19 protein-coding genes are annotated in these 19,136 nt (G+C 38.7%); 9 read left to right on the forward strand and 10 right to left on the reverse strand.

Annotation, left to right across the window (positions count from 1 at the left end):
• Nucleotides 1-6: 6 nt before the first annotated feature.
• Nucleotides 7-852: a bifunctional methylenetetrahydrofolate dehydrogenase/methenyltetrahydrofolate cyclohydrolase FolD gene (gene folD / locus SDEL_RS04325; protein ID WP_012856640.1), complete on the reverse strand. Its 846-nt coding sequence runs from the start codon at nt 850-852 to the stop codon at nt 7-9.
• An 82-nt stretch (nt 853-934) separates the two neighbouring features.
• On the opposite strand from folD, the gene SDEL_RS04330 reads away from it, so the two are divergent.
• The 7 genes from SDEL_RS04330 to recG are packed head-to-tail and all read left to right on the forward strand — an operon-like array spanning nt 935 to nt 7,559.
• Entirely contained in the window at nt 935-1,267 is a 333-nt protein-coding gene (locus SDEL_RS04330) for a c-type cytochrome (RefSeq protein ID WP_012856641.1), read from the forward strand.
• A 54-nt stretch (nt 1,268-1,321) separates the two neighbouring features.
• Nucleotides 1,322-2,608, forward strand: coding sequence for a glutamate-1-semialdehyde 2,1-aminomutase (gene hemL, locus SDEL_RS04335; RefSeq protein WP_012856642.1), 1,287 nt, complete (start codon nt 1,322-1,324; stop codon nt 2,606-2,608).
• Nucleotides 2,605-2,913: an AtpZ/AtpI family protein gene (locus SDEL_RS04340; RefSeq protein WP_012856643.1), complete on the forward strand. Its 309-nt coding sequence runs from the start codon at nt 2,605-2,607 to the stop codon at nt 2,911-2,913. Before hemL ends, SDEL_RS04340 begins: the two co-directional genes overlap by 4 nt.
• Nucleotides 2,891-3,397 (forward strand): hypothetical protein, encoded by a 507-nt coding sequence (locus SDEL_RS04345; RefSeq protein WP_012856644.1) that lies wholly within the window; start codon nt 2,891-2,893, stop codon nt 3,395-3,397. Before SDEL_RS04340 ends, SDEL_RS04345 begins: the two co-directional genes overlap by 23 nt.
• Complete coding sequence (locus tag SDEL_RS04350) at nt 3,381-4,433, forward strand: dehypoxanthine futalosine cyclase (RefSeq protein WP_012856645.1); 1,053 nt, start codon at nt 3,381-3,383, stop codon at nt 4,431-4,433. Before SDEL_RS04345 ends, SDEL_RS04350 begins: the two co-directional genes overlap by 17 nt.
• A 44-nt stretch (nt 4,434-4,477) precedes the next feature.
• A complete protein-coding gene (locus SDEL_RS04355; protein WP_223295845.1) occupies nt 4,478-5,728 on the forward strand; it encodes a M16 family metallopeptidase in 1,251 nt (416 codons plus the stop codon).
• Nucleotides 5,715-7,559 (forward strand): ATP-dependent DNA helicase RecG, encoded by a 1,845-nt coding sequence (recG, locus tag SDEL_RS04360; protein WP_012856647.1) that lies wholly within the window; start codon nt 5,715-5,717, stop codon nt 7,557-7,559. Before SDEL_RS04355 ends, recG begins: the two co-directional genes overlap by 14 nt.
• Here recG and hpf read toward each other — a convergent pair.
• The 6 genes from hpf to fliW form a co-directional block, all read right to left on the reverse strand.
• Entirely contained in the window at nt 7,556-8,071 is a 516-nt protein-coding gene (gene hpf, locus SDEL_RS04365) for a ribosome hibernation-promoting factor, HPF/YfiA family (RefSeq protein WP_012856648.1), read from the reverse strand. The genes recG and hpf overlap by 4 nt on opposite strands.
• Nucleotides 8,072-8,161: 90 nt before the next feature.
• Nucleotides 8,162-8,623 carry a hypothetical protein gene (locus SDEL_RS04370; protein WP_012856649.1) on the reverse strand — a complete coding sequence of 154 codons (462 nt, stop codon included), beginning with the start codon at nt 8,621-8,623 and terminating at the stop codon, nt 8,162-8,164.
• Nucleotides 8,623-9,576 carry a type II secretion system protein gene (locus SDEL_RS04375; RefSeq protein WP_012856650.1) on the reverse strand — a complete coding sequence of 318 codons (954 nt, stop codon included), beginning with the start codon at nt 9,574-9,576 and terminating at the stop codon, nt 8,623-8,625. The genes SDEL_RS04370 and SDEL_RS04375 overlap by 1 nt, the downstream gene beginning before the upstream one ends.
• Nucleotides 9,573-10,241 carry a hypothetical protein gene (locus tag SDEL_RS04380; RefSeq protein ID WP_012856651.1) on the reverse strand — a complete coding sequence of 223 codons (669 nt, stop codon included), beginning with the start codon at nt 10,239-10,241 and terminating at the stop codon, nt 9,573-9,575. Before SDEL_RS04380 ends, SDEL_RS04375 begins: the two co-directional genes overlap by 4 nt.
• On the reverse strand, nt 10,241-14,083 hold the full coding sequence (locus SDEL_RS04385; protein WP_012856652.1) for a choice-of-anchor L domain-containing protein: 3,843 nt from the start codon (nt 14,081-14,083) through the stop codon (nt 10,241-10,243). Before SDEL_RS04385 ends, SDEL_RS04380 begins: the two co-directional genes overlap by 1 nt.
• A 49-nt stretch (nt 14,084-14,132) precedes the next feature.
• A complete protein-coding gene (fliW, locus tag SDEL_RS04390; RefSeq protein WP_012856653.1) occupies nt 14,133-14,525 on the reverse strand; it encodes a flagellar assembly protein FliW in 393 nt (130 codons plus the stop codon).
• Between the two features lie 167 nt (nt 14,526-14,692).
• On the opposite strand from fliW, the gene SDEL_RS04395 reads away from it, so the two are divergent.
• Nucleotides 14,693-15,340, forward strand: coding sequence for an outer membrane protein assembly factor BamD (locus tag SDEL_RS04395; RefSeq protein ID WP_012856654.1), 648 nt, complete (start codon nt 14,693-14,695; stop codon nt 15,338-15,340).
• Nucleotides 15,341-15,451: 111 nt separating this feature from the next.
• Nucleotides 15,452-17,875: an endopeptidase La gene (gene lon / locus SDEL_RS04400; RefSeq protein ID WP_012856655.1), complete on the forward strand. Its 2,424-nt coding sequence runs from the start codon at nt 15,452-15,454 to the stop codon at nt 17,873-17,875.
• A 47-nt stretch (nt 17,876-17,922) separates the two neighbouring features.
• Here the strand turns inward: lon and rpsR are convergent, their stop codons facing one another.
• Genes rpsR through rpsF form a run of 3 tightly spaced genes read right to left on the reverse strand, consistent with a single transcriptional unit; the run spans nt 17,923 to nt 19,120 of the window.
• Nucleotides 17,923-18,189, reverse strand: coding sequence for a 30S ribosomal protein S18 (gene rpsR / locus SDEL_RS04405; protein WP_012856656.1), 267 nt, complete (start codon nt 18,187-18,189; stop codon nt 17,923-17,925).
• Between the two features lie 18 nt (nt 18,190-18,207).
• Nucleotides 18,208-18,708: a single-stranded DNA-binding protein gene (locus tag SDEL_RS04410; RefSeq protein WP_012856657.1), complete on the reverse strand. Its 501-nt coding sequence runs from the start codon at nt 18,706-18,708 to the stop codon at nt 18,208-18,210.
• 13 nt (nt 18,709-18,721) lie between these two features.
• Nucleotides 18,722-19,120 (reverse strand): 30S ribosomal protein S6, encoded by a 399-nt coding sequence (rpsF, locus tag SDEL_RS04415; RefSeq protein ID WP_012856658.1) that lies wholly within the window; start codon nt 19,118-19,120, stop codon nt 18,722-18,724.
• Between the last annotated feature and the right edge of the window lie 16 nt (nt 19,121-19,136).

Below are 19,136 nucleotides of genomic sequence, written 5' to 3' on the forward strand. Positions count from 1 at the left end.
TCTGTCCTATACCAAGCGATTGTGCGCTGCTTTGATGGTGTTTTCCAACAGCATCGCAATCGTCATAGGTCCTACACCTCCTGGTACAGGCGTAATATAAGCGCATTTAGGTGCGACATTTTCATAATCAACATCCCCAACAATACGACCTTCAGCGGTTTTATTAATGCCAATATCTACCACAATCGCCCCTTCTTTCACCATATCTTCGGTAATGAGGTTTTGTTTACCCACACCCACAATGACAAGGTCGGCTTTTTTTGTGTGCTCTTTTAAATCTTTGGTAAAAATGTGGCAAATATCAACCGTTGCTCCTGCGTTTAAAAGCAGGTTCATCATCGGTTTACCCACAATGTTACTTGCTCCCACCACACACGCATCTAAGCCTTTAACATCAATGTTGTAGTGTGAAAGCAGACGCATAACACCCAAAGGCGTACAAGGAACAAACCCATTAAGTCCTGACACTAAACGACCTACATTGAAAGGATGAAAGCCATCGACATCTTTTTTAGGGTCAATCGCCTCAATAATTTTAGTCGTATCAATGTGTTTTGGAAGGGGAAGTTGCACTAAAACGCCATCAATGTTTGGGTTGTTGTTAATCATTGCAATGGTTTCTAGGATTTTTTCTTGCGAAATAGTACTGGGCATTTTGTGAATGATGGAGTAAATACCCGCAACATCACACGCTTTTTCTTTCATTTTGACATAGGTTTGACTGGCTGCGTCATCACCCACTAAAATCACCGCAAGACCGGGTGTAATACCGCTTAAGCCTAAGACGTCACTTTGTTTTTTAAGTTCAATTTTGATTGTATCTGAGAGTGCTTTACCATCAAGGATTTGCATTCAAACATCCTTTAAATTCATTTTTGGTACTATACCCAATCATGAATAAAGAGAGGATAAAGTAGTTTTGAAGCGGGTTTTTTTGAGATTTTTTCTAGTACTTCTGATAAGCTTTACGCCCCTTTTAAGTGAAGATTTTATTACTAAGATGGAGTATGCCAAAATGCTTTATTCTAACCCTAGAGGCATTGGATGTAATAAATGCCATGGAGAAAAGGGTGAGGGGAGCATTATTTCTGAGTTTGTGCACAAAAACAAACGGGTAAGGCTTGAAGCTCCAAATATTACCAATCTCTCAAAAGAGCGTTTTTTTCACGCTTTAACCACCCAACACAAAGTGATGCCAACTTATTTTTTAACATGGCAAGAGATTGATAGTTTGTATTATTATGTTTCCAGCGAAGTTCAAAAATAAAAGACGTTATTTACAAAGATAAAGTAAAATTTTAAAAAATATAGAGGATAGCAGATGCAATACACTAAAAGTATGAAAGCATATGAAAAAGCACGCAACGTTATTCCAGGTGGTGTAGATTCGCCTGTACGTGCGTTTAAAAGTGTGGGTGGAACGCCTTTGTTTATTAAAAAAGGTGAGGGAGCCTATTTAGTAGATGTCGATGGTAACCGCTACGTGGATTTTGTGCAAAGTTGGGGGCCGTTGATTTTTGGACATACGAATAAAGTGATTGAAAAAGCAGTTATTAAAGCAGTGAAAAAAGGACTCAGTTTTGGAGCACCCACGAAAGCAGAGACAAAGCTGGCAGAGTCGATTTGTTCTCTCTTTGAAAACATCGATAAAATTCGTTTTGTCAGCAGTGGAACCGAAGCGGTGATGAGTGCGATTCGTCTCGCTCGAGGCTTTACATGTAAAGATGATATTATCAAATTTGAGGGATGTTATCATGGACATAGTGACTCGCTTTTAGTCCAAGCTGGAAGCGGAGCGGTGACTTTTGGAAGCCCAAGCTCACCAGGTGTTCCTGCGGATTTGACCAAGCATACGCTCCTTGCAAAATACAACGACATCAAGAGTGTTAAAAAATGTTTTGAGAACTCTTCGAATATTGCGTGTGTGATTGTTGAACCTATTGCTGGAAATATGGGGTTTGTGCCTGCTGATGCTTCGTTTTTAGAAGAGCTTCGTAGCTTGTGTGATGCCCATGGAGCGCTTTTGATTTTTGATGAGGTGATGAGTGGATTTAGAGCCTCTTTAAAAGGTGCGCAAGGGGTTTACAAAACCGTGCCTGATTTGGTGACGTTTGGTAAAGTCATTGGTGGTGGTATGCCTGTGGGTGCGTTTGGTGGAAGGGAAGAAATCATGGATAAACTCTCTCCAGATGGTCCCGTCTACCAAGCAGGAACACTCAGTGGAAATCCTGTAGCCATGGCAGCTGGGCTTGCTTCTTTGGAGCAAATCATTGAAGATGAGACGTTACATGTAAGATTGGAAGCGAAAGCAAAACGACTCATTGAGGGCTTAAAAGCAGAAGCTCAAAACGTAGGGATTCCTCTTCAAGTGGGTGCGATTGGCTCGATGTTTGGTTTCTTTTTTAACGATAACCCCGTGAAAAATTTTGACGACGCCCTCAAATCTGACACGAAACGCTTTGCGGCTTTTCATCAAGGGATGCTTCAAGAGGGATTTTATTTTGCGTGCTCTCAGTTTGAAACGAGTTTTGTTTGCGATGCTATGGATGATGAAATGATAGATGAGTGCATCGAAGCGGCAGCTAAAGTGTTTAAAGAGATGGTATGAGCGAAAAACCAAAATATGGCAAATTAATCGAAGGTGCGGACAACCTCTCTTTAGGCGTTTCTATGGTAGTGGCTGTTTTAATGGGCATTGGTTTAGGCTGGTTGATGCGTGATTGGTTTGGCTATGAGTGGCTTTTTTGGCTGGGTGTTTTTTGGCTGGGTGTTTTTTGGGGTGTGGGTGGTGCGATTTTAAACATTTATAAAGCCTACCAAAAAAATGTGAAGTCGTTTGATGAACTCAAACCTGAAGTGCGTTATAAAAAATATGAAGAACAAAAACAGCATGATGAAACCAAACGCGACTAAACTTTTACGTGTTTATCTTTTTATAGATATGGGACTTATCTTGCTCTCTTTAATGATGGGCGAAGCGTGGCTTTTAAATAGTCAACTTGCTTTTTTATGCTCCCTTATGATTACGTTTGCGTCCTTTTATGCGTACCAAAAAATGGTTCAAAACCGTTTGGATACGGGGGAAATTCCTGAGGATAAATTTGAGCATCTTTATGTCGATGAAGGCTTAGAAGATGAGGAAGAGGATGAAAAAGAGGTTAAAAAAGCTCCCTCTTCGTTTAAGATAAGTGCCAAAAATGTACTTTTAAGTTATAAAAGTGCGCTGTCACTTTATCGCATAGCGGGGTATGGCGTGTTGTTTTTGGTCGTGCTTTTTTTAATACGCCATGAACAGTTAGATGCGATTGCGTTTTTCGCAGGGCTTAGTGTGGTTCCATTAAGCAGTTTAATTCTTGCAGTGATGAGTAAAAAGGGTTACAATGAAACGAATGAGTAATGAAGAAGCGTTGCGTCTGATTCAAGAGGCGGATTTTAATACGCTAGGGAAAATGGCGTATGAGCGAAAGATGGAACTGCATCCTGACAATATCACCACATTTATCGTTGATAGAAATATAAATTACACGAATGTCTGTTGGGTGGATTGTAAATTTTGTGCATTTTATCGTCATACTAACGATGAAAATGAGGCGTATGTGCTCTCGTATGAAGAGATTGGCAAAAAGATCGAAGAGCTTTTGGCTATTGGTGGAACGCAGATTTTATTTCAAGGTGGGGTGCATCCAAAGCTTAAAATTGAGTGGTATGAGGATTTGGTAGAGTGGATTAGTACCAATTATCCCACCGTAACGATTCATGGATTTTCTGCGATAGAGATTGATTATATCGCCAAAATTTCAAAAATTAGCTACAAAGAAGTCTTGCTACGTCTTCAAAAAAAAGGGCTTTTTAGCATCCCTGGTGCAGGGGCTGAGATACTAAGTGATAGGGTCAGAGATATTATTGCGCCTAAGAAGCTGAGTAGCCAAGCATGGCTTGATGTGCATAAAGCGGCGCATCAAATCGGTATGAAATCCACTGCTACGATGATGTTTGGAACGGTGGAGAGTGATGAGGAAATAGTGGAGCATTGGGAGAAAATTCGCACACTTCAAGATGAAACAGAGGGCTTTCGGGCGTTTATCATGTGGAGTTTTCAAAGTGCCTTTACCAAGCTTAAAGAGGAACATCCCGAAATTAAAAAACAATCTGCCAATCGCTATTTAAGGCTTTTAGCCGTGAGTCGTTTGTATTTGGATAACTTTAAAAATATTCAGAGTTCATGGGTGACACAGGGTAGTTATATCGGTCAGTTGGCGCTGATGTTTGGTGCGAATGATTTGGGAAGTACCATGATGGAAGAAAATGTGGTCAAAGCTGCGGGAGCGGAGAATTCAATGAATCAAGCGGAGATGGTGAAACTGATTCAAGATATTGGTTCTATTCCTGCTAAACGTGATACCTCTTACACTATTTTGGAGAGATTCGCATGAAAAAACTGGTGTTATCAATAATGATTTTTTTACAAGGAGTAGTAGTGGCGCAAGAGGTGAGTCAAATCAATGTAAAGGGTGTGAATATCCCTGTGGTGTTTGAAAAAGAGAGCTCTTTGCCCTTGGTTTCTGTGCAACTTGTCATAAAAAATGCGGGCAGTATGGAAGATGGTCATAGTGAGGGTATCGCCAAATTTACCGCAGGAATGCTCGGTGAAGGAACCAAAGAGATGGGTGCAACTGCTTTTGCGGAAGCCTTAGAGTTTCGTGCAATCTCTTTAAGCGCTTATGCGGGAGTTGAAACGTTGGTGTTTGAAGTCTCAGCACTGAAAGAGCAGTTTCCGTATGGTGTTGAGATGCTTCACAAGCTTTTAAAAAGCCCTAACTTCAGCAAAGAGAGTTTTGAAAAAATCAAACGCTTAACCCTAGGAATGCTCTCAAGCAAAGAGAGCGATTTTGACTACATTGCCAATCTTAATCTTCAAAAGCTTATTTTTGAAAATACACCCTTTGCACACGCTTACAATGGGGATGTAAAAAGCATTAAAGCCTTGAAACTTAAAGAAGTGGAACATTTTTACAAAGAGCGTTTGAATTTGGAAAACTTGATTATTGTTGCAGGTGGCGATATTGAGCTTGAAGAATTAAAACACCTTTTAACGCCACTCCTTTTAGAAATGGCTCATGGAAAAGTCAAAGCAATGCCTTATTTTGATGCCAATAAAAATGCAAAAGAGTTGGTCATTGATAAAGAGAGTGAGCAAGCCTATATCTATTTTGGCGCACCTTTTTATATGAAAAGTGGTGATGTTGAGGCGTACAAAGCCAAAGTTGCGAGTTTTATTTTAGGTGAGAGTGGTTTTGGAAGCCGTTTAATGGAAGAGATTCGTGTGAAGAGGGGACTGGCGTATTCAAGTTACAGCCGAACGTCCATTGGCAAATCCCACAGTAGTTTTACAGGACATCTTCAAACCAAAAATGAGAATTTAGATGAAGCGAAGAAAATCGTAGCCGCTGAGATTAAGCGTTTTGTAGAAGAGGGTGTAAGTGCGGAAGAGTTAGCCCAAGCTAAACGCTTTTTATTAGGGAGTGAGCCTTTACGCAATGAAACCCTCTCCCAAAGACTCTCTCGTGCTTTTTTTGAGTATTACAATGGGTATGAGCTAGGACACTCTAAAAAACAGTTGGAAAAAATTGAAGCTTTAAGTCTTGAAGAACTCAATCAATTCATTAAAAAACACGACGAAATTACCGCTCTTAGTTTTTCCATAGTGACAAAGCGTGATAAAAAGTGACATTGATCCCATAGAAGCAGAGCGCTTAAAAAAGTTAGGGATTCAAACCCTGCTTGATTTAGCGCTGCTTCTGCCTCATTCGTATGAAAATACCTACCTTTCCTCTGCTCCTCTTTTGGAGCAGAATAATACCTTACATGTAAAAATACTTTCCATCAAGCAAAGCCCCAAAGTCTTGCAAATGCTTCTTTTTTGCGAGGTGTGGAATATGCAATGTGATGGGGTAATTTTTGCACCAAAACCCTATCAAAAAGCACTGTTTAAACAAGGCGTTGAATGTTATGTCAGTGGAAAAATCAGTTATAAAAATGGGCGTTTACAGATGCTCCAGCCACGCATTATCACACAGATCAATCAACTTATCCCCAAATACAAAACGCCACTTCAAAACAAAACGGTTTTGGAGTTAATGAAACGCCACCTAAGCCTTGAATCTCTCTTAAATGAGGGCTTACATGTAAAAGAAGCTAAGAGCCTTTTAAGCTTGCATTTTCCTACACCACAGGAGGTAAGTGCTTTTGAAAAACAGGGATATCCTCCTGAAATACAAAAGTGTTTAAAATTTACAGAGATATACAATTACCTCAAAAAACTCTCAACGAAAAAAGTGACATTTCCCTCGTGTGCTAAATTGGCTGGGGACGAAACTGCTTTTATTGCCTCGCTTCCTTTTACTTTAACCCAAGACCAACAAAAGGTCATTGGGGAGATTAAACGTGATTTTTTGGGTGAAAATGCCACAAAAAGGGTGGTGATGGGTGACGTTGGGTGTGGAAAAACCATGGTCATCTTAAGCTCAGTGATGATGGCATACCCTAAAAAATCGGTGCTTATGGCGCCCACAACGGTTTTAGCACGCCAGCTTTTTGAAGAGGCAAGAAAGTTTTTGCCTTTACATGTAAAGAGTGTTTTAGTGACGCAAGAAAGCGATGTTAAAGAGGATTTGGAGGCGTTTGATTTTATGATAGGTACGCATGCTTTGTTGTATAAAGAGCTTCCTCAATGCGTACTGGTTATGGTCGATGAACAGCATCGTTTTGGTACCAAACAGCGCTCATTACTTGCAACATTGGTCTCAAAAAAAGCGTGGCATCCTCACTATATTCAGTTTTCAGCCACCCCGATTCCTAGGACACTCAGCATGATTCAATCTTCATTGGTTGATTTTTCATTTATCAAAATGCTTCCTTACCCCAAAGATATTACCACGAAAGTGATTTGCAGAGAGCATTTTAAGGATTTGGTAGCACATATACATGCAGAAATTTCAAAGCATCATCAATGCATCATCGTCTATCCGCTTGTGGAAGAGAGTGAGGTGATCAATTACCAATCCATTGATGAAGGGCGTGGTTTTTGGGAGAAGAATTTTGAGAGTGTTTATGTCACGTATGGTAAAGATAAAAATAAAGAGGCAATTTTAGATGCTTTCAAAGAAAAAGGCAATCTGCTTATTTCTACCACAGTGGTTGAAGTGGGTATTTCATTGCCTAGGCTTTCTACGATTGTGATTGTGGGTGCTGAGCGTTTGGGTCTTGCGAGTTTGCACCAACTCAGAGGGCGTGTAAGTCGCAATGGATTAAAGGGGTACTGCTTTTTGTATACCAATCTTGCCAAAAGTGAGCGTTTAGAGAAGTTTTCTCAAACATTGGATGGTTTTGAGATTGCTGAGTTGGATTTGAAGTACCGCCAAGGAGGAGACGTGGTGGAAGGAAGTATTCAAAGTGGTAAAAAACTAGTTTGGTTTGAAGTAGGCAGTGATGAAGAAATTTTAAAAGAGGCAAAAAGCAGGATTGAGGGAACACAAAGTCCCCTCGTTCAAAGGTCTTAATAAAGACCAAAACGTCCGTCAGTTTTTTTATACATCACTCTAAATTTATCTTCCATATCATGGAATACAATAAATTGTTTATCAGATTCTTTAAGCTCATTCATGGCATCTTCGACTTCCATAGGTTTGAAATAATCAGGACGCATTGGAACGATTTCATCATCGCTTCCTTCATTGTTTTCAATGACTTCAAGTGTCTCTTCCACTTTTTTCTGGCTATTAAGTTTATCGTGGTGACGTCTAAGGACTTTTTTAGCACGCTCAACCGCTAAATCAACCGCAGCATAGACATCTTTATCTTTTTGTTGGATTACAACGGTGTTTTTATGCGCCATGTTAATAGCAAATTCAACACTAAAGCCTTTTTTGCCATTTTTTTCATCTGCTGAGATCACAGTTCGCACAGAGATAATATCTAAATTGTATTTGCCAAGGGCATCAACCGCTCCTTCAATGTAAGCCTTGATGGGCTCGGTCAAATCAAATTGTTTTCCTACGATACTTGTGTTCATCTTGTCTCCTTTTCCTTCCCTTTTTTAAGGGTTTGTAAGGTCAGTATAACAAATAAAACCTTAAATGAAAAGGAGGTTTAAAGGCTGAAATTACGGCTTTTGGATGGTACGACGATGCAGACGAATTGGCTCCGTTGAGATGGTGTTAGCAGGGGTGGTTTCCACAATCGTATCAATGATAACCGTGACATTAGATTCATTGGTATCAACGATATCACTTAAGAGATTACAATTTCCCCCAGAAGCAGCGTTGAGTCCATTGCCCATGTAATTGATGGTGATATTAATATCGAAAATAGCATTGGCTCCTGCTTCGGGGTATTGGGAATTAATTTGATTGAGACAACCATTTGCAGCAGTAATTTGATGACCACTGATGGCTAACAGGGCAAATTCTGTTCCGCTTTGAAGCAGAAGTTCGGCTTGTTCCCTAAGAAAAAGGTCACTGGTTTGTTTGGTGGAAAAGCTAGAAAAGGAGAGGGCTAACATGGAGAGTGTTGCCACCAAAACAATAAAAATAATTGCCGTAATCAATGAAAATCCGCTACGCATCAGTAAATCACCTTTTCTTTACACGCACTAAAATCAAAATCACCGCTTTGATTGTTGTCATGAATACAGAGCTTCATGCGAATGACATCGCCATCTTGACGAATCCTAAACGTACTGACATTTTCAGCAAGGACAAAAGAGGGTGTGTCTCCTGCATTATAGTTTTCTCCGTTCCATGGTTGGTAATTAAAACGAAGGGTTAAATTAAAATTATTCGCAGTTCCCACAGGAACAAGGGCATAAGCACTATGGGAGAGATGATATTGCTCAAAAAGGTCTCCAAACCCATCGCCATCAAAATCGGTCAGGTTGTCATCGTCGGGAATGACAAAACGGGTATTTGCACCCGCAACTTTGGCAACACGTACTGTATAGTTATTGCCACCTTGTGAGTAATAGTTATTTACATTGTAAGCCAAAGTTGCTGTTGCGGCTTTAGCCCCTTTAAAAATCAGTGCGGGGAGTTTGCCATCGGCATCATTCATATCAATGGCACCATTGGGATAGCCTGATGTTAATCCAAGGATAATATCCCTCGCATAATCGAGCCTACTTCCAGGTGTTTCAAGGGTTCGATTTGCCAGTTGCGTTTCATTGCTTTCCATGTCGATTAAACCGCTCCAGCCAGGCAGACCATTTTCACCCAGCAAACTCTCATTGCTCACACCTATCCATTCGATGATGTTAAATCCAGCCGTTGCACCAGAAAGAGCCGTCCATGTCGCACCGTTATTATCACTGGCACGAACACTCTCTTTGATACGGTATTGCAAACGTTTTGCAATTTGCTCTAAAACAATTTCACTTTGACTTTGTAAGCGATTAATTGCACGGGTTCGCAAATAATTTTCATAAAGACTCGCAACGATGTCCGCACCAATTCCCGCAACAATGCCAAAAACAACCATCACCATGACCAATTCAATTAAGGTAAAAGCAGAGCGTTTTTTCATTGATAAGGCCTTGAAGGAAGTGAAGGAGATTCTCCAATGTTACATGTAAAAGCTCGAAGGGTAGTTATAAGCGCATTGGCGTCTGTATCACGTACTTGAACTGCAATACGTTTGATATTGGTCGTGCCACCTGCTGCATTAACACCAAATGTAAAATTTAGAGGATCATTGCTGTAGGTTGCCGTATCGCTTACATAGACGATACTAGGGTCTAATCTAAGGTTGAAAATATAACTCAGTGCTCCTGCTCCTTCACCGATAGGTGCAACACTCAAAGTGACATTTTGATTGTGGAACATATCGATATCGCTGGTACCATGGGTCGCGATATTGGTAGCATTGGTCGTGTTTGGAAAAAGCTTTCTACGATAATCTGCATCTACATGACCTACTCTTTGTGTGCTTGTTCCTACTCGATTAAGCTCACCATCACCTGCGGTATCTAGGACGAATGAGCGTCCCGCTGAGGCAGCGTAGGTTGTTTCATCCCATTCATGGGTGAGGATATTTCCTATTTTTGTTTTTGCCGCTAAAATTGCCTCTTGTTGCAAGGCAAAAGCGTTGTTGTTTTGTACTTGTGTGAGAATGAGCGGTAAACTCATCACGACAATGCCCATAACCACAATGGAAATAACGAGTTCTATCATTGACATCGCTAAACGCATTACCACTCCATCCTGCGATTAGTACGCTTTGAGGTATTGATATCGACTGTTTCACCAAGACTACCTTGCCCTGCCCAGTTACCCGAACGAATAAACTCTACGTTAAAATCATTGGTAGTCGCATTTGGGTTATAGAGGTTATGTAAAAGCCATGAAAAGGGTCGCATTTGAATACGGTCGGTGTAGGGAGCGGGTGTTCCATTGGCTAAACTGAGTGTATTGCCTTCAAGTCCATTGACAATATTGCCTGACGTTGCGGCGTTTGCATTATTAATTAATGTCGTACCAACCGATGTAAATCCATTGGTTGTTACATTGCCATCAGCATTTACATGTAAAGTGTTTTGGTACCATCGAAGAGAAGTTGGACTTTGTACTCCTGTAATATTAAAATCATCAGGATTACAATTCTGGTCACAATATACTTCATAACGAATGGTCGTTACAATAGGGCTTTCTTCTCTGTAATCAGTTGAATAAACTCGACCATAATAATGGGTAAGATTTGTATCTTCCATAGTTAAATTACCCTCAGTGGTGTGATTACTTTTTAGGTCTGCTTGCATGGTACAATTGTTATCCGCATCATTTTTACATTGTACATCTAAACTCTTATATGTGACGATAATGGGATTAATAGGTAACGAAAGGTTTCTATCAAAATTTAAATTAAGGTTAATACGAGCAGCACCAATAAGATCCTTGGTAAAATTGCCATCATCTAAAATTTCTATTGCACTAGCAAGACCAGGACTTTCTGTTTGAGGAGGGACTATACTAATGACCTCATTGCTATTGTTAAGATCAAAAAGTCGATAATTGTATTCGACTGGTGGTACTCTTGAAAAGTTATGATCTAAGGTAAGATTGACATCTTTGGCGTAGCATCCTTTGACAAAATTTGTCATGGTGGTATTATCATGACCTGCAGCAATAATATCACCTCTAAAATGTATGGACTCATTAATATCAGCAATTTTAGTTAGATCATTCGTATCATTTAAATCATTCATATAGACCCATGCATCGGTAAAGTTTGTGTCTTCACTCATGCCATGTGAGGGAATAATGGGCATTAAAAAATGATAAGGATGTGCTGTAATATTATAATCACGGTATTTAAGGTTTTCATCTGTATTGTTATGCTCACTACTAATCCAACAACCATTAATACGTGTTAAAGAGCTTCCAGAAATAGAAGGTAGTGTGCTTGTGTTTTGAACGACAGCACTACTACTAAGACAATCAAGTGCGTTGCCCGAACCTACAAAATAATTGCTTACATTATAAGTTGTACCATTTATTTTGACAGATTTATGATGGCTCATACGAGAAAGATTATTATCGACAACCGTCCATTCTGTATCAATCATGCCTAAAAGGTATTCTCCGACATTGCTAATGTTCGCTTCACTTGATACTGTACCATTAACCATACTAAAAGTGAGTGGTTTACTGGTGGTGTCATTGCATAACGATGGATTAGGGATTGAAGGGTTCCAGTTAAAAGAGATATTTCTATCGTTCGTTGACGATGTGGTGAAAAATGCTGTATAGCCTGATGAGTTATTATTATCATCATGTGTTGTTGCATTGATATCAAAGCCATAGCTATACCCTGTGGCGATGTGTACTGGAGCAGAATTTGGCTCACCCGTTGTGACAATACCCGTTCTATCATCTGCGAAACGTACTTTTTGTATTTTATTGGTTTGATTGAGATCACTCAGTTTTATGTTGAAACTCTCAGGGCGTGTGGCAAAATTATCCCGTGAACAGATGTAGACAGTGTTATATCCTAAAATACATTCGTTACATTTACTGAGCGTAAAGAAATCAACACCTGTGCTACCTGCATTTCCACATGCTTCGGCAACTTGTATGGTTGTGCTTGTATTATTGTGTCCATAAGGAAATTTACGTACAGGCTGTTTACATGTACCATAATCTTTAACAAGGTCTGGAAAATTCAACATACGATATTTTCCATCTGCAAGTCTTTCGTATTGTATAACCGTATTATTATCATCGTTCAGTTCATTCACCTGTATTCTAAAAGCGGTGTTTTTACGAGCTTCGTTAAAGTAATCTTTTATATTTGTAATGGAAATTGTTTTCTCATCAATGGCATTTTGAAGGGCTGTTGTAAACTCAACTTGTGATTTTGCACCATTTTCATCAACAAAAGGAATCCAAACTCGTTCACTAATCGCACTGGAAGGTTCATCACAGCTTGCTTTGGTACTGTGAAATTTCCCTGCATCAATCAGTTCAACACCGACGACGGTTGATGCTTTTAGTTCATCAACATAAGGAACTGGTGTGCTGTTGGCATCATGCGCTGTTACGAGAAATTCTCCTGCTCTTCGCACGACTTGGGTAGGAAGATTGAATTTTGGGTTTGCTTTTGTGTAAATACCTTTTGTATCAACATTAAAACTTCCCCAACTAGGCTCATAACGTGTATTATCCCCTGAACACATAGGAAGCGAGTTACTTCCAAATTTTGTGCGGTATGATTTATTAAGTGTCATACCCCCTCCAATATCAAAAGTAACCGTATAGTTAAAATATGCGTTTAAAGAAATGTTGATATCAGATAGACTATTTTGGGGAGTGAGTGAGTAGTAGGCATAAGCAGATTGCTGGTCACCAAGGTTATTAATCGGTATACCCACAATGTCAGAATTGCTTGTTGAAGTTAACGCACTATCTGAAATATGGTTAGGGAGAATCTCTCCATAGTTAATAACAAATACACTCTCAGATGCATAAATAGCTTGTGTTGTATTAATATCTTGAATATCAAGGGTAATATTTTTTGCTAAAACATCCGATGTTTCTTCGTTACGAATGTAAAGAGAGACATTAATATCTTCGTTTGGAATAATCGTTCCTTGAATATACGGTTGAGAAGTACCATCATTATTTTGCGTAAAATAGCGCTTATTTTGATGGTATGCATAGTCGTAACAAAAAACAGGTTCTCTTACGCCAACAATTTTTGAGACAAAAACACCTGTATCTAATTGGGAATCTCCTGTATCTGCAATTGCCATTTTAAAATGGTAGGTAACTCCAGGCGTTAGATTGTCAATGGCGGCTTGTAGTCGTTTGGTAAGACCATCGTATTCTACGATAACAGGGGAAGTTCCGTGTATATTATTTTGATTATTATCGATAAAATATGCTGAATTTGTAAGAATTTCTGGTGTAGCGTCATTGTATTGTCCTACACTACCATTATTGACATTATTAACAGTAACCGTAGCATAATTTTGGATATTTTCTGTTGTAATTTGAACATTACTATCAACAACACGTGCAATATTATAAGTTTGGTTTAAGTCTCCTCCTGAAATAAAAAAACCAAAGGCGTCGTTAAATCTTGAACCAACGTATTCATGATATTCTTCAGATGCAAATTGATAATCGACAAGAAGAAGTCTAGTATTAGAGTCTAAGGTTACGTCAAATTCAAAAATAATAGTGTCATATCGTGCCAGTGTGTCAATTGCACGTAAATCAGCATCGGTATAAGTATCAGGGTTATCAACGGTACGTTGCGTGCTATTATTGGTTGTAAACGATTCAGCAACACTCATAGTAGTAAGAATGATACCTTGGTTAACTTGAAGGTTTGCTCCTGCTATTCCATTTGAAAATGTTCCTGCTTGATTGCTATTGCCACGTCTTAAAACAGGATTTGTTATGGTTAATCCTTCTCCTTGTATGGCAGTAGCAAGTTGTGTAGCATTTGAACCAGAAGTATATACTGCTGCTGCAAATACAAGAGTATTTAAAAGGATAATAGTAAGAAAAAAACGAAACAATTTATACATTTTTTCCCTTCATTGTAACGAAAGATTTAATTTTTATTTTTTTAAGAGTTTAAATTTTCTCTTTATTCAAATACGTTGAAATACTCTCCATTAAACCAAATTTAGGATATTGGTTGGCGTCTAAAATCACTTGTGCGACACTGTGTGTATCGACATTGAAGACTAAAGGTGCGATAAAATTGATGGTTGAAGTTTCAATAGGTGTTGCTATAATCATAATGTTGAGAATAAGCACATTGGAATTTTCTTCAATGCCCAAAAGGTTTCTAAAGTATTCAGGGATTTCAAATTCGTAAGGGCGAAGCATAAAGGGATTAATGAGTGTAAACGTTGTTGTATCAGACTTGGAAATAAACTTGATGAAAAATTCATCAATTTTTTCAAGCTCTACTTCTTTAATGGTTTCAAACCCAGGGATCGGTGCTTTAACAGAGAACGTCATGCGTAATTCCTTTAAAAAATAACGATTTTTTACATTGTAGCATTTTGTCAATTAAATGTGTTAAGTTAGGTTTCTAAAAAAATCTCTTACATGTAAAAAAATCTCTTTTATTTTAAGATAACAAAAAAGAAGATACAATAGAATTTTTAACAGAAAGGATAGTGTGTATGAAAATAGCAAATGTTCTTATTGTGGCTTCACTTATGGCATTTATCAGTGGATGTGCTTCTAAAGAGAAGGATGTTTTTAATATGCCAGCAACGTATTGGTATGGCGAGATTACAAAAGAGATTAAAAATCAAGATTTGGAAAAGGCTGATTCGCTTTATACTTCTTTAGCAAGTGAGCATGTTGAATCCCCACTTTTACCAGAAGCGATGCTCATGTTAGCCAATGCACATTCGCAAGATGAGGAGTATTTGTTAGCGAATTTTTATCTGGATGAATACTTAAGACGCTATGGAAATAAAGAGAATGCTGATCATGTGCGTTTTATGAAAATCAAAGCAAATTATGAAGCGTTCCCTAATCCAAATCGTAATCAACAACTTCTCTTAGATACGATTGTTCAAACAAAAGATTTTTTGGTACGTTATCCTGATTCAAAATTTGCTCCTTTAGCACAGACTATTTTAGTACGATTGCAGATGGGTGAGTACTTTTTAGATGAAAATATTCAATCACTTTATGCTCGTATTGACAAGCCTGAGGCAGCAAAATTATATGAAGAAAAACTCAATAACTCTTCTTTAAAAGAGGCAAAAATCATAGAGCCGAATATTCCATGGTATCGCTCATGGTTTGAAAAACAATAAACACGAAATTTATTTACTTCTTTACTATATAATCTAACCAACGCATAGGAGCTTAGCTCTTATGCGCTTACATGTAAAATACAATGAACTTACATTACTAGGGAGACAGAGATGAAACTCAGTGACTATACCGCATTTCCTGCGGACATTCCAATTATCGTAGAAGATAACCTTTTTTTATATCCCTTTATGATTTCTCCTCTTTTTTTGGCGGATGAAGAGAATATTAGAGCTGCCAATGATGCCTTAGAGCACAACTCTTTAGTGATGGTGTGTACCGCAAAAACAGGGAGTGAGCATGGACGTGATTTTAATGCGATTTACACAGCAGGTGTGATTGGTTCCATTATGCGTAAAGTGGATTTGCCTGATGGTCGTGTTAAGATTTTATTTCAAGGGATGCAAAAAGGGAAAATCCTCAAAGAGCTCTCCACCTCTCCGCTTAGAGGAACGGTAGATATTATCCAAACGGAGCGTTCTGAAGCGATTAAGGTAGAGGCAACGCTTTCTGTACTGCGTGAAAAAGTAGCGCTTTTAGGCTCTTTAGGAGGACAGTTTCCACCTGATTTGATTAAAACCATTGAAGATAACAGTGATGTTCAACGCATTACCGATTTGGTGGCAAGCAGTATGCGACTTAAGAAAGAACAGGCATTTCAGCTGTTTGTAGAGACAGATGATGAGGCACGTCTACTTAAGCTGATTGATTATGTGATTGAAGAGATTGAATCGAGTCGTTTAAAAAAAGAGATTAAGACAAAAGTACATTCTCAGATTGAAAAAGTCAATAAAGAGTATTTCCTCAAAGAACAACTTAAACAGATTCAAAAAGAGCTAGGAACCGATAATCAACGTGAAGAAGAGATAGAAGAGTACCGTAAAAAACTAGAAGCAAAAAAAGAGCATATGGAAGAGGATGCCTATAAAGAGATTAAGAAGCAGATTGAGAAGCTCTCTCGTATGCATCCAGACTCTGCGGATGCCAATCTCATTCAGAGCTATCTTGACTGGGTGATTGAGCTTCCCTTTGGCAAACTCTCTAAAAAAAGTTTAGATGTTTTAGAGGTGAAATCACAGCTTGATAAAGACCATTATTCGCTTGAAAAACCTAAAGAACGTATTGAAGAGTATTTTGCGGTGCGTGAGCTTTTAGATAAGCGAGGCATTGGAGAAAAAGCTGCCAATGGGGCAATTTTATGTTTTGCAGGCCCTCCAGGTGTGGGTAAAACTTCTTTGGCAAATTCTATTGCAAAAGCATTAAAACGCAAATTGGTGCGTATTGCACTGGGTGGATTAGAAGATGTGAATGAACTTAGAGGGCATAGACGCACTTACATTGGCGCAATGCCAGGGCGCATTGTTCAGGGAATTATTGAAGCAGGAGAGATGAATCCTGTCGTGGTGCTCGATGAAATCGATAAAGTCGCTCGTAGTTTTAGAGGTGACCCAACGGCGGTGCTTTTAGAAGTGTTAGATCCTGAGCAAAACAATAAATTTAGAGATTATTATTTGAACTTTAACATCGATTTGAGTAAGGTTATTTTTATTGCTACGGCAAATGAAGTTGGCTCAATACCTGCTCCCCTTCGAGATAGAATGGAGTTTATTTTTGTAAATTCATACACACCACAAGAGAAGTATGAAATAGCAAAAAAATATTTAATTCCTCAAGAGTTGAAAAAGCATGGTTTGAAAAACAGTGAAGTTGCGATTTCAAAACCGACATTGCAGTTGATTATTTCTAACTATACACGAGAATCAGGTGTAAGAAATTTACGTCGTAGGATTGCTGATATTTTACGAAAAGTAGCCAAACAGTTATTAATCAATCCTACTCTTGAGAAAGTAAACATTAGCAATGCTAATTTAAAAGAGTATTTGCCAAAGACTGTTTTTGAGATTGATGAAGTTGATAAAGAGAACAGCGTGGGTATTGTTAATGGTCTTGCGTGGACGAGTGTTGGAGGCGATGTTTTAAAGGTAGAAGCGATTCGTATTCAAGGTAAGGGTGGTATTCAGATTACAGGCTCACTGGGTGATGTGATGAAAGAGTCTGCCAAAATTGCTTTGAGTGTGGTTAAGGTACTTATTGATAATAAAAAGATTGATGTGCCACTTTCTATTGTTCCAACATCAGGTTTGGATAAAGAGGAGTGTTCTAAACCAATAGAAGCAAGTGATGTGTACAGACGCTATGATTTACATATTCACGTTCCAGAAGGCGCTACGCCTAAAGATGGACCTAGTGCTGGTATTACCATGGCAACGGCGATTGCATCGATTCTTTGCGATAAAAAAGTCAAAAGTGATGTGGCAATGACAGGAGAGCTGACGTTAAGTGGTAAAGTATTGCCTATTGGTGGATTAAAAGAGAAACTCATTGCAGCGTATAAAGCGAAAATCAAAACTGCCTTGATTCCAAAGAAAAATTATGAAAAAGATTTGGATGAGATTCCTGAAGAAGTTAAAGAGAAAATGGCGATTATCCCCGTTTCACGAATTGAAGAAGTTTTAGAATTTGCGTTGGTGAAGTAATAAAGAAGAAGCTAGATGGTGAAACCATCTAGCTTTACATGTAAAGGCTATTGTTGAAGTTGTTCAAAAGGCACTGCCACAACTTTTTGTGTGTCAATGATGTAAGGAATAACCGCAGTCGCACGAGCACGTTTGATTGCTAGTTCTACCATCTCTTGATGTCTTTTGCAGTTACCTGTTAAACGACGTGGCATAATTTTGTAACGCTCAGAAAGTGAGTGTCTCAAAATTTTTGCATCTTTATAATCAATGTATTCTACTTTTGCTTCACAGTATTTGCAGTATTTGCGTGCAAATTTTCTTTTCTCTGCCATTTTTTATCCTTTTATTTACTAAAACGGTATTTCATCATCGTTAATATCGATGTCTGGAATGTCATGACCACTGTACTCAGGAGTCGATTGCTTTGGATATGATGTTGGTTTTTGTTGATTGGGGGTATAGCCTACGGGTGAAGGCATATCACCGTATGTATTTCCCATATCAGAACCACCACTTTCTTGTCCGCCACGTGAATCAATCATCTGAAGAGTTTCTACAGTGATTGAGTGTTTGCTTCGCTTTGCACCGCTTTGGTCTGTCCATTGATCCAGCTTTAAACGACCCTCAACCAATACTTTTTTGCCACGGCTTAAGTATTGGTTCGCAATTTCTGCGGTTCGTCCAAAAAATGTAATATCAACAAAACATACCTCTTCGCCTTGACTTCCATCTGTTTTTTTAAACTTTCGATTGGTTGCAAGACCTGTGGTACAAACAGCGCCACCATTGGGTAAATAGCGAAGTTCACAATCACGTGTAAGGTTCCCAAGCATAATGACTCTGTTGAACATAGTGGCTCCTTAATTAGGCTTCAGTTACAGTATCTTCTACGATCTCTTTAGATTCAACAGCAGCAGGTACATCAACTTTTTTAGTGATTTTTTCAACTTGCTTATTCCAGAATCCAAGTTCTTTTTGATTTTCAAATTTTACAGTCATAAAGCGGATAAACTCTTCAGTAATTCGAATTAAACGCTCAACCTCTGCGATAGCAGCTGTAGGGGCAGTAAAGTAGAACACAACGTATGTACCACGCTCAAATTTATCAATTTGATACGCAAGTTTACGTGTACCCATTTCAAGTGTTGCAGCAATCACTGCACCATTTTTCTCTAAAATTTCTTTTAGATAACTTAGTTTTGCTTGTAGCTCTTCTACGGTTAATGTAGGCTTTACTACAACAAGCAACTCATAATGTCGCATAATCTCTCCTTATGGA

This window comes from Sulfurospirillum deleyianum DSM 6946 (assembly GCF_000024885.1).
GTDB classification, from domain to species: Bacteria; Campylobacterota; Campylobacteria; order Campylobacterales; family Sulfurospirillaceae; genus Sulfurospirillum; species Sulfurospirillum deleyianum.

Coding starts and splice junctions, on each gene's coding strand:
- rpsF (WP_012856658.1), bottom strand. CDS start 19,120: ATGCGACATTATGAGTTGCTTGTTGTAGTAAAGCCTACATTAACCGTA.
- SDEL_RS04350 (WP_012856645.1), top strand. CDS start 3,381: ATGAAACGAATGAGTAATGAAGAAGCGTTGCGTCTGATTCAAGAGGCG.
- SDEL_RS04395 (WP_012856654.1), top strand. CDS start 14,693: ATGAAAATAGCAAATGTTCTTATTGTGGCTTCACTTATGGCATTTATC.
- folD (WP_012856640.1), bottom strand. CDS start 852: ATGCAAATCCTTGATGGTAAAGCACTCTCAGATACAATCAAAATTGAA.
- lon (WP_012856655.1), top strand. CDS start 15,452: ATGAAACTCAGTGACTATACCGCATTTCCTGCGGACATTCCAATTATC.
- rpsR (WP_012856656.1), bottom strand. CDS start 18,189: ATGGCAGAGAAAAGAAAATTTGCACGCAAATACTGCAAATACTGTGAA.
- fliW (WP_012856653.1), bottom strand. CDS start 14,525: ATGACGTTCTCTGTTAAAGCACCGATCCCTGGGTTTGAAACCATTAAA.
- SDEL_RS04340 (WP_012856643.1), top strand. CDS start 2,605: ATGAGCGAAAAACCAAAATATGGCAAATTAATCGAAGGTGCGGACAAC.
- SDEL_RS04370 (WP_012856649.1), bottom strand. CDS start 8,623: ATGCGTAGCGGATTTTCATTGATTACGGCAATTATTTTTATTGTTTTG.
- SDEL_RS04345 (WP_012856644.1), top strand. CDS start 2,891: ATGATGAAACCAAACGCGACTAAACTTTTACGTGTTTATCTTTTTATA.
- SDEL_RS04380 (WP_012856651.1), bottom strand. CDS start 10,241: ATGCGTTTAGCGATGTCAATGATAGAACTCGTTATTTCCATTGTGGTT.
- SDEL_RS04375 (WP_012856650.1), bottom strand. CDS start 9,576: ATGAAAAAACGCTCTGCTTTTACCTTAATTGAATTGGTCATGGTGATG.
- SDEL_RS04385 (WP_012856652.1), bottom strand. CDS start 14,083: ATGTATAAATTGTTTCGTTTTTTTCTTACTATTATCCTTTTAAATACT.
- hpf (WP_012856648.1), bottom strand. CDS start 8,071: ATGAACACAAGTATCGTAGGAAAACAATTTGATTTGACCGAGCCCATC.
- SDEL_RS04410 (WP_012856657.1), bottom strand. CDS start 18,708: ATGTTCAACAGAGTCATTATGCTTGGGAACCTTACACGTGATTGTGAA.
- hemL (WP_012856642.1), top strand. CDS start 1,322: ATGCAATACACTAAAAGTATGAAAGCATATGAAAAAGCACGCAACGTT.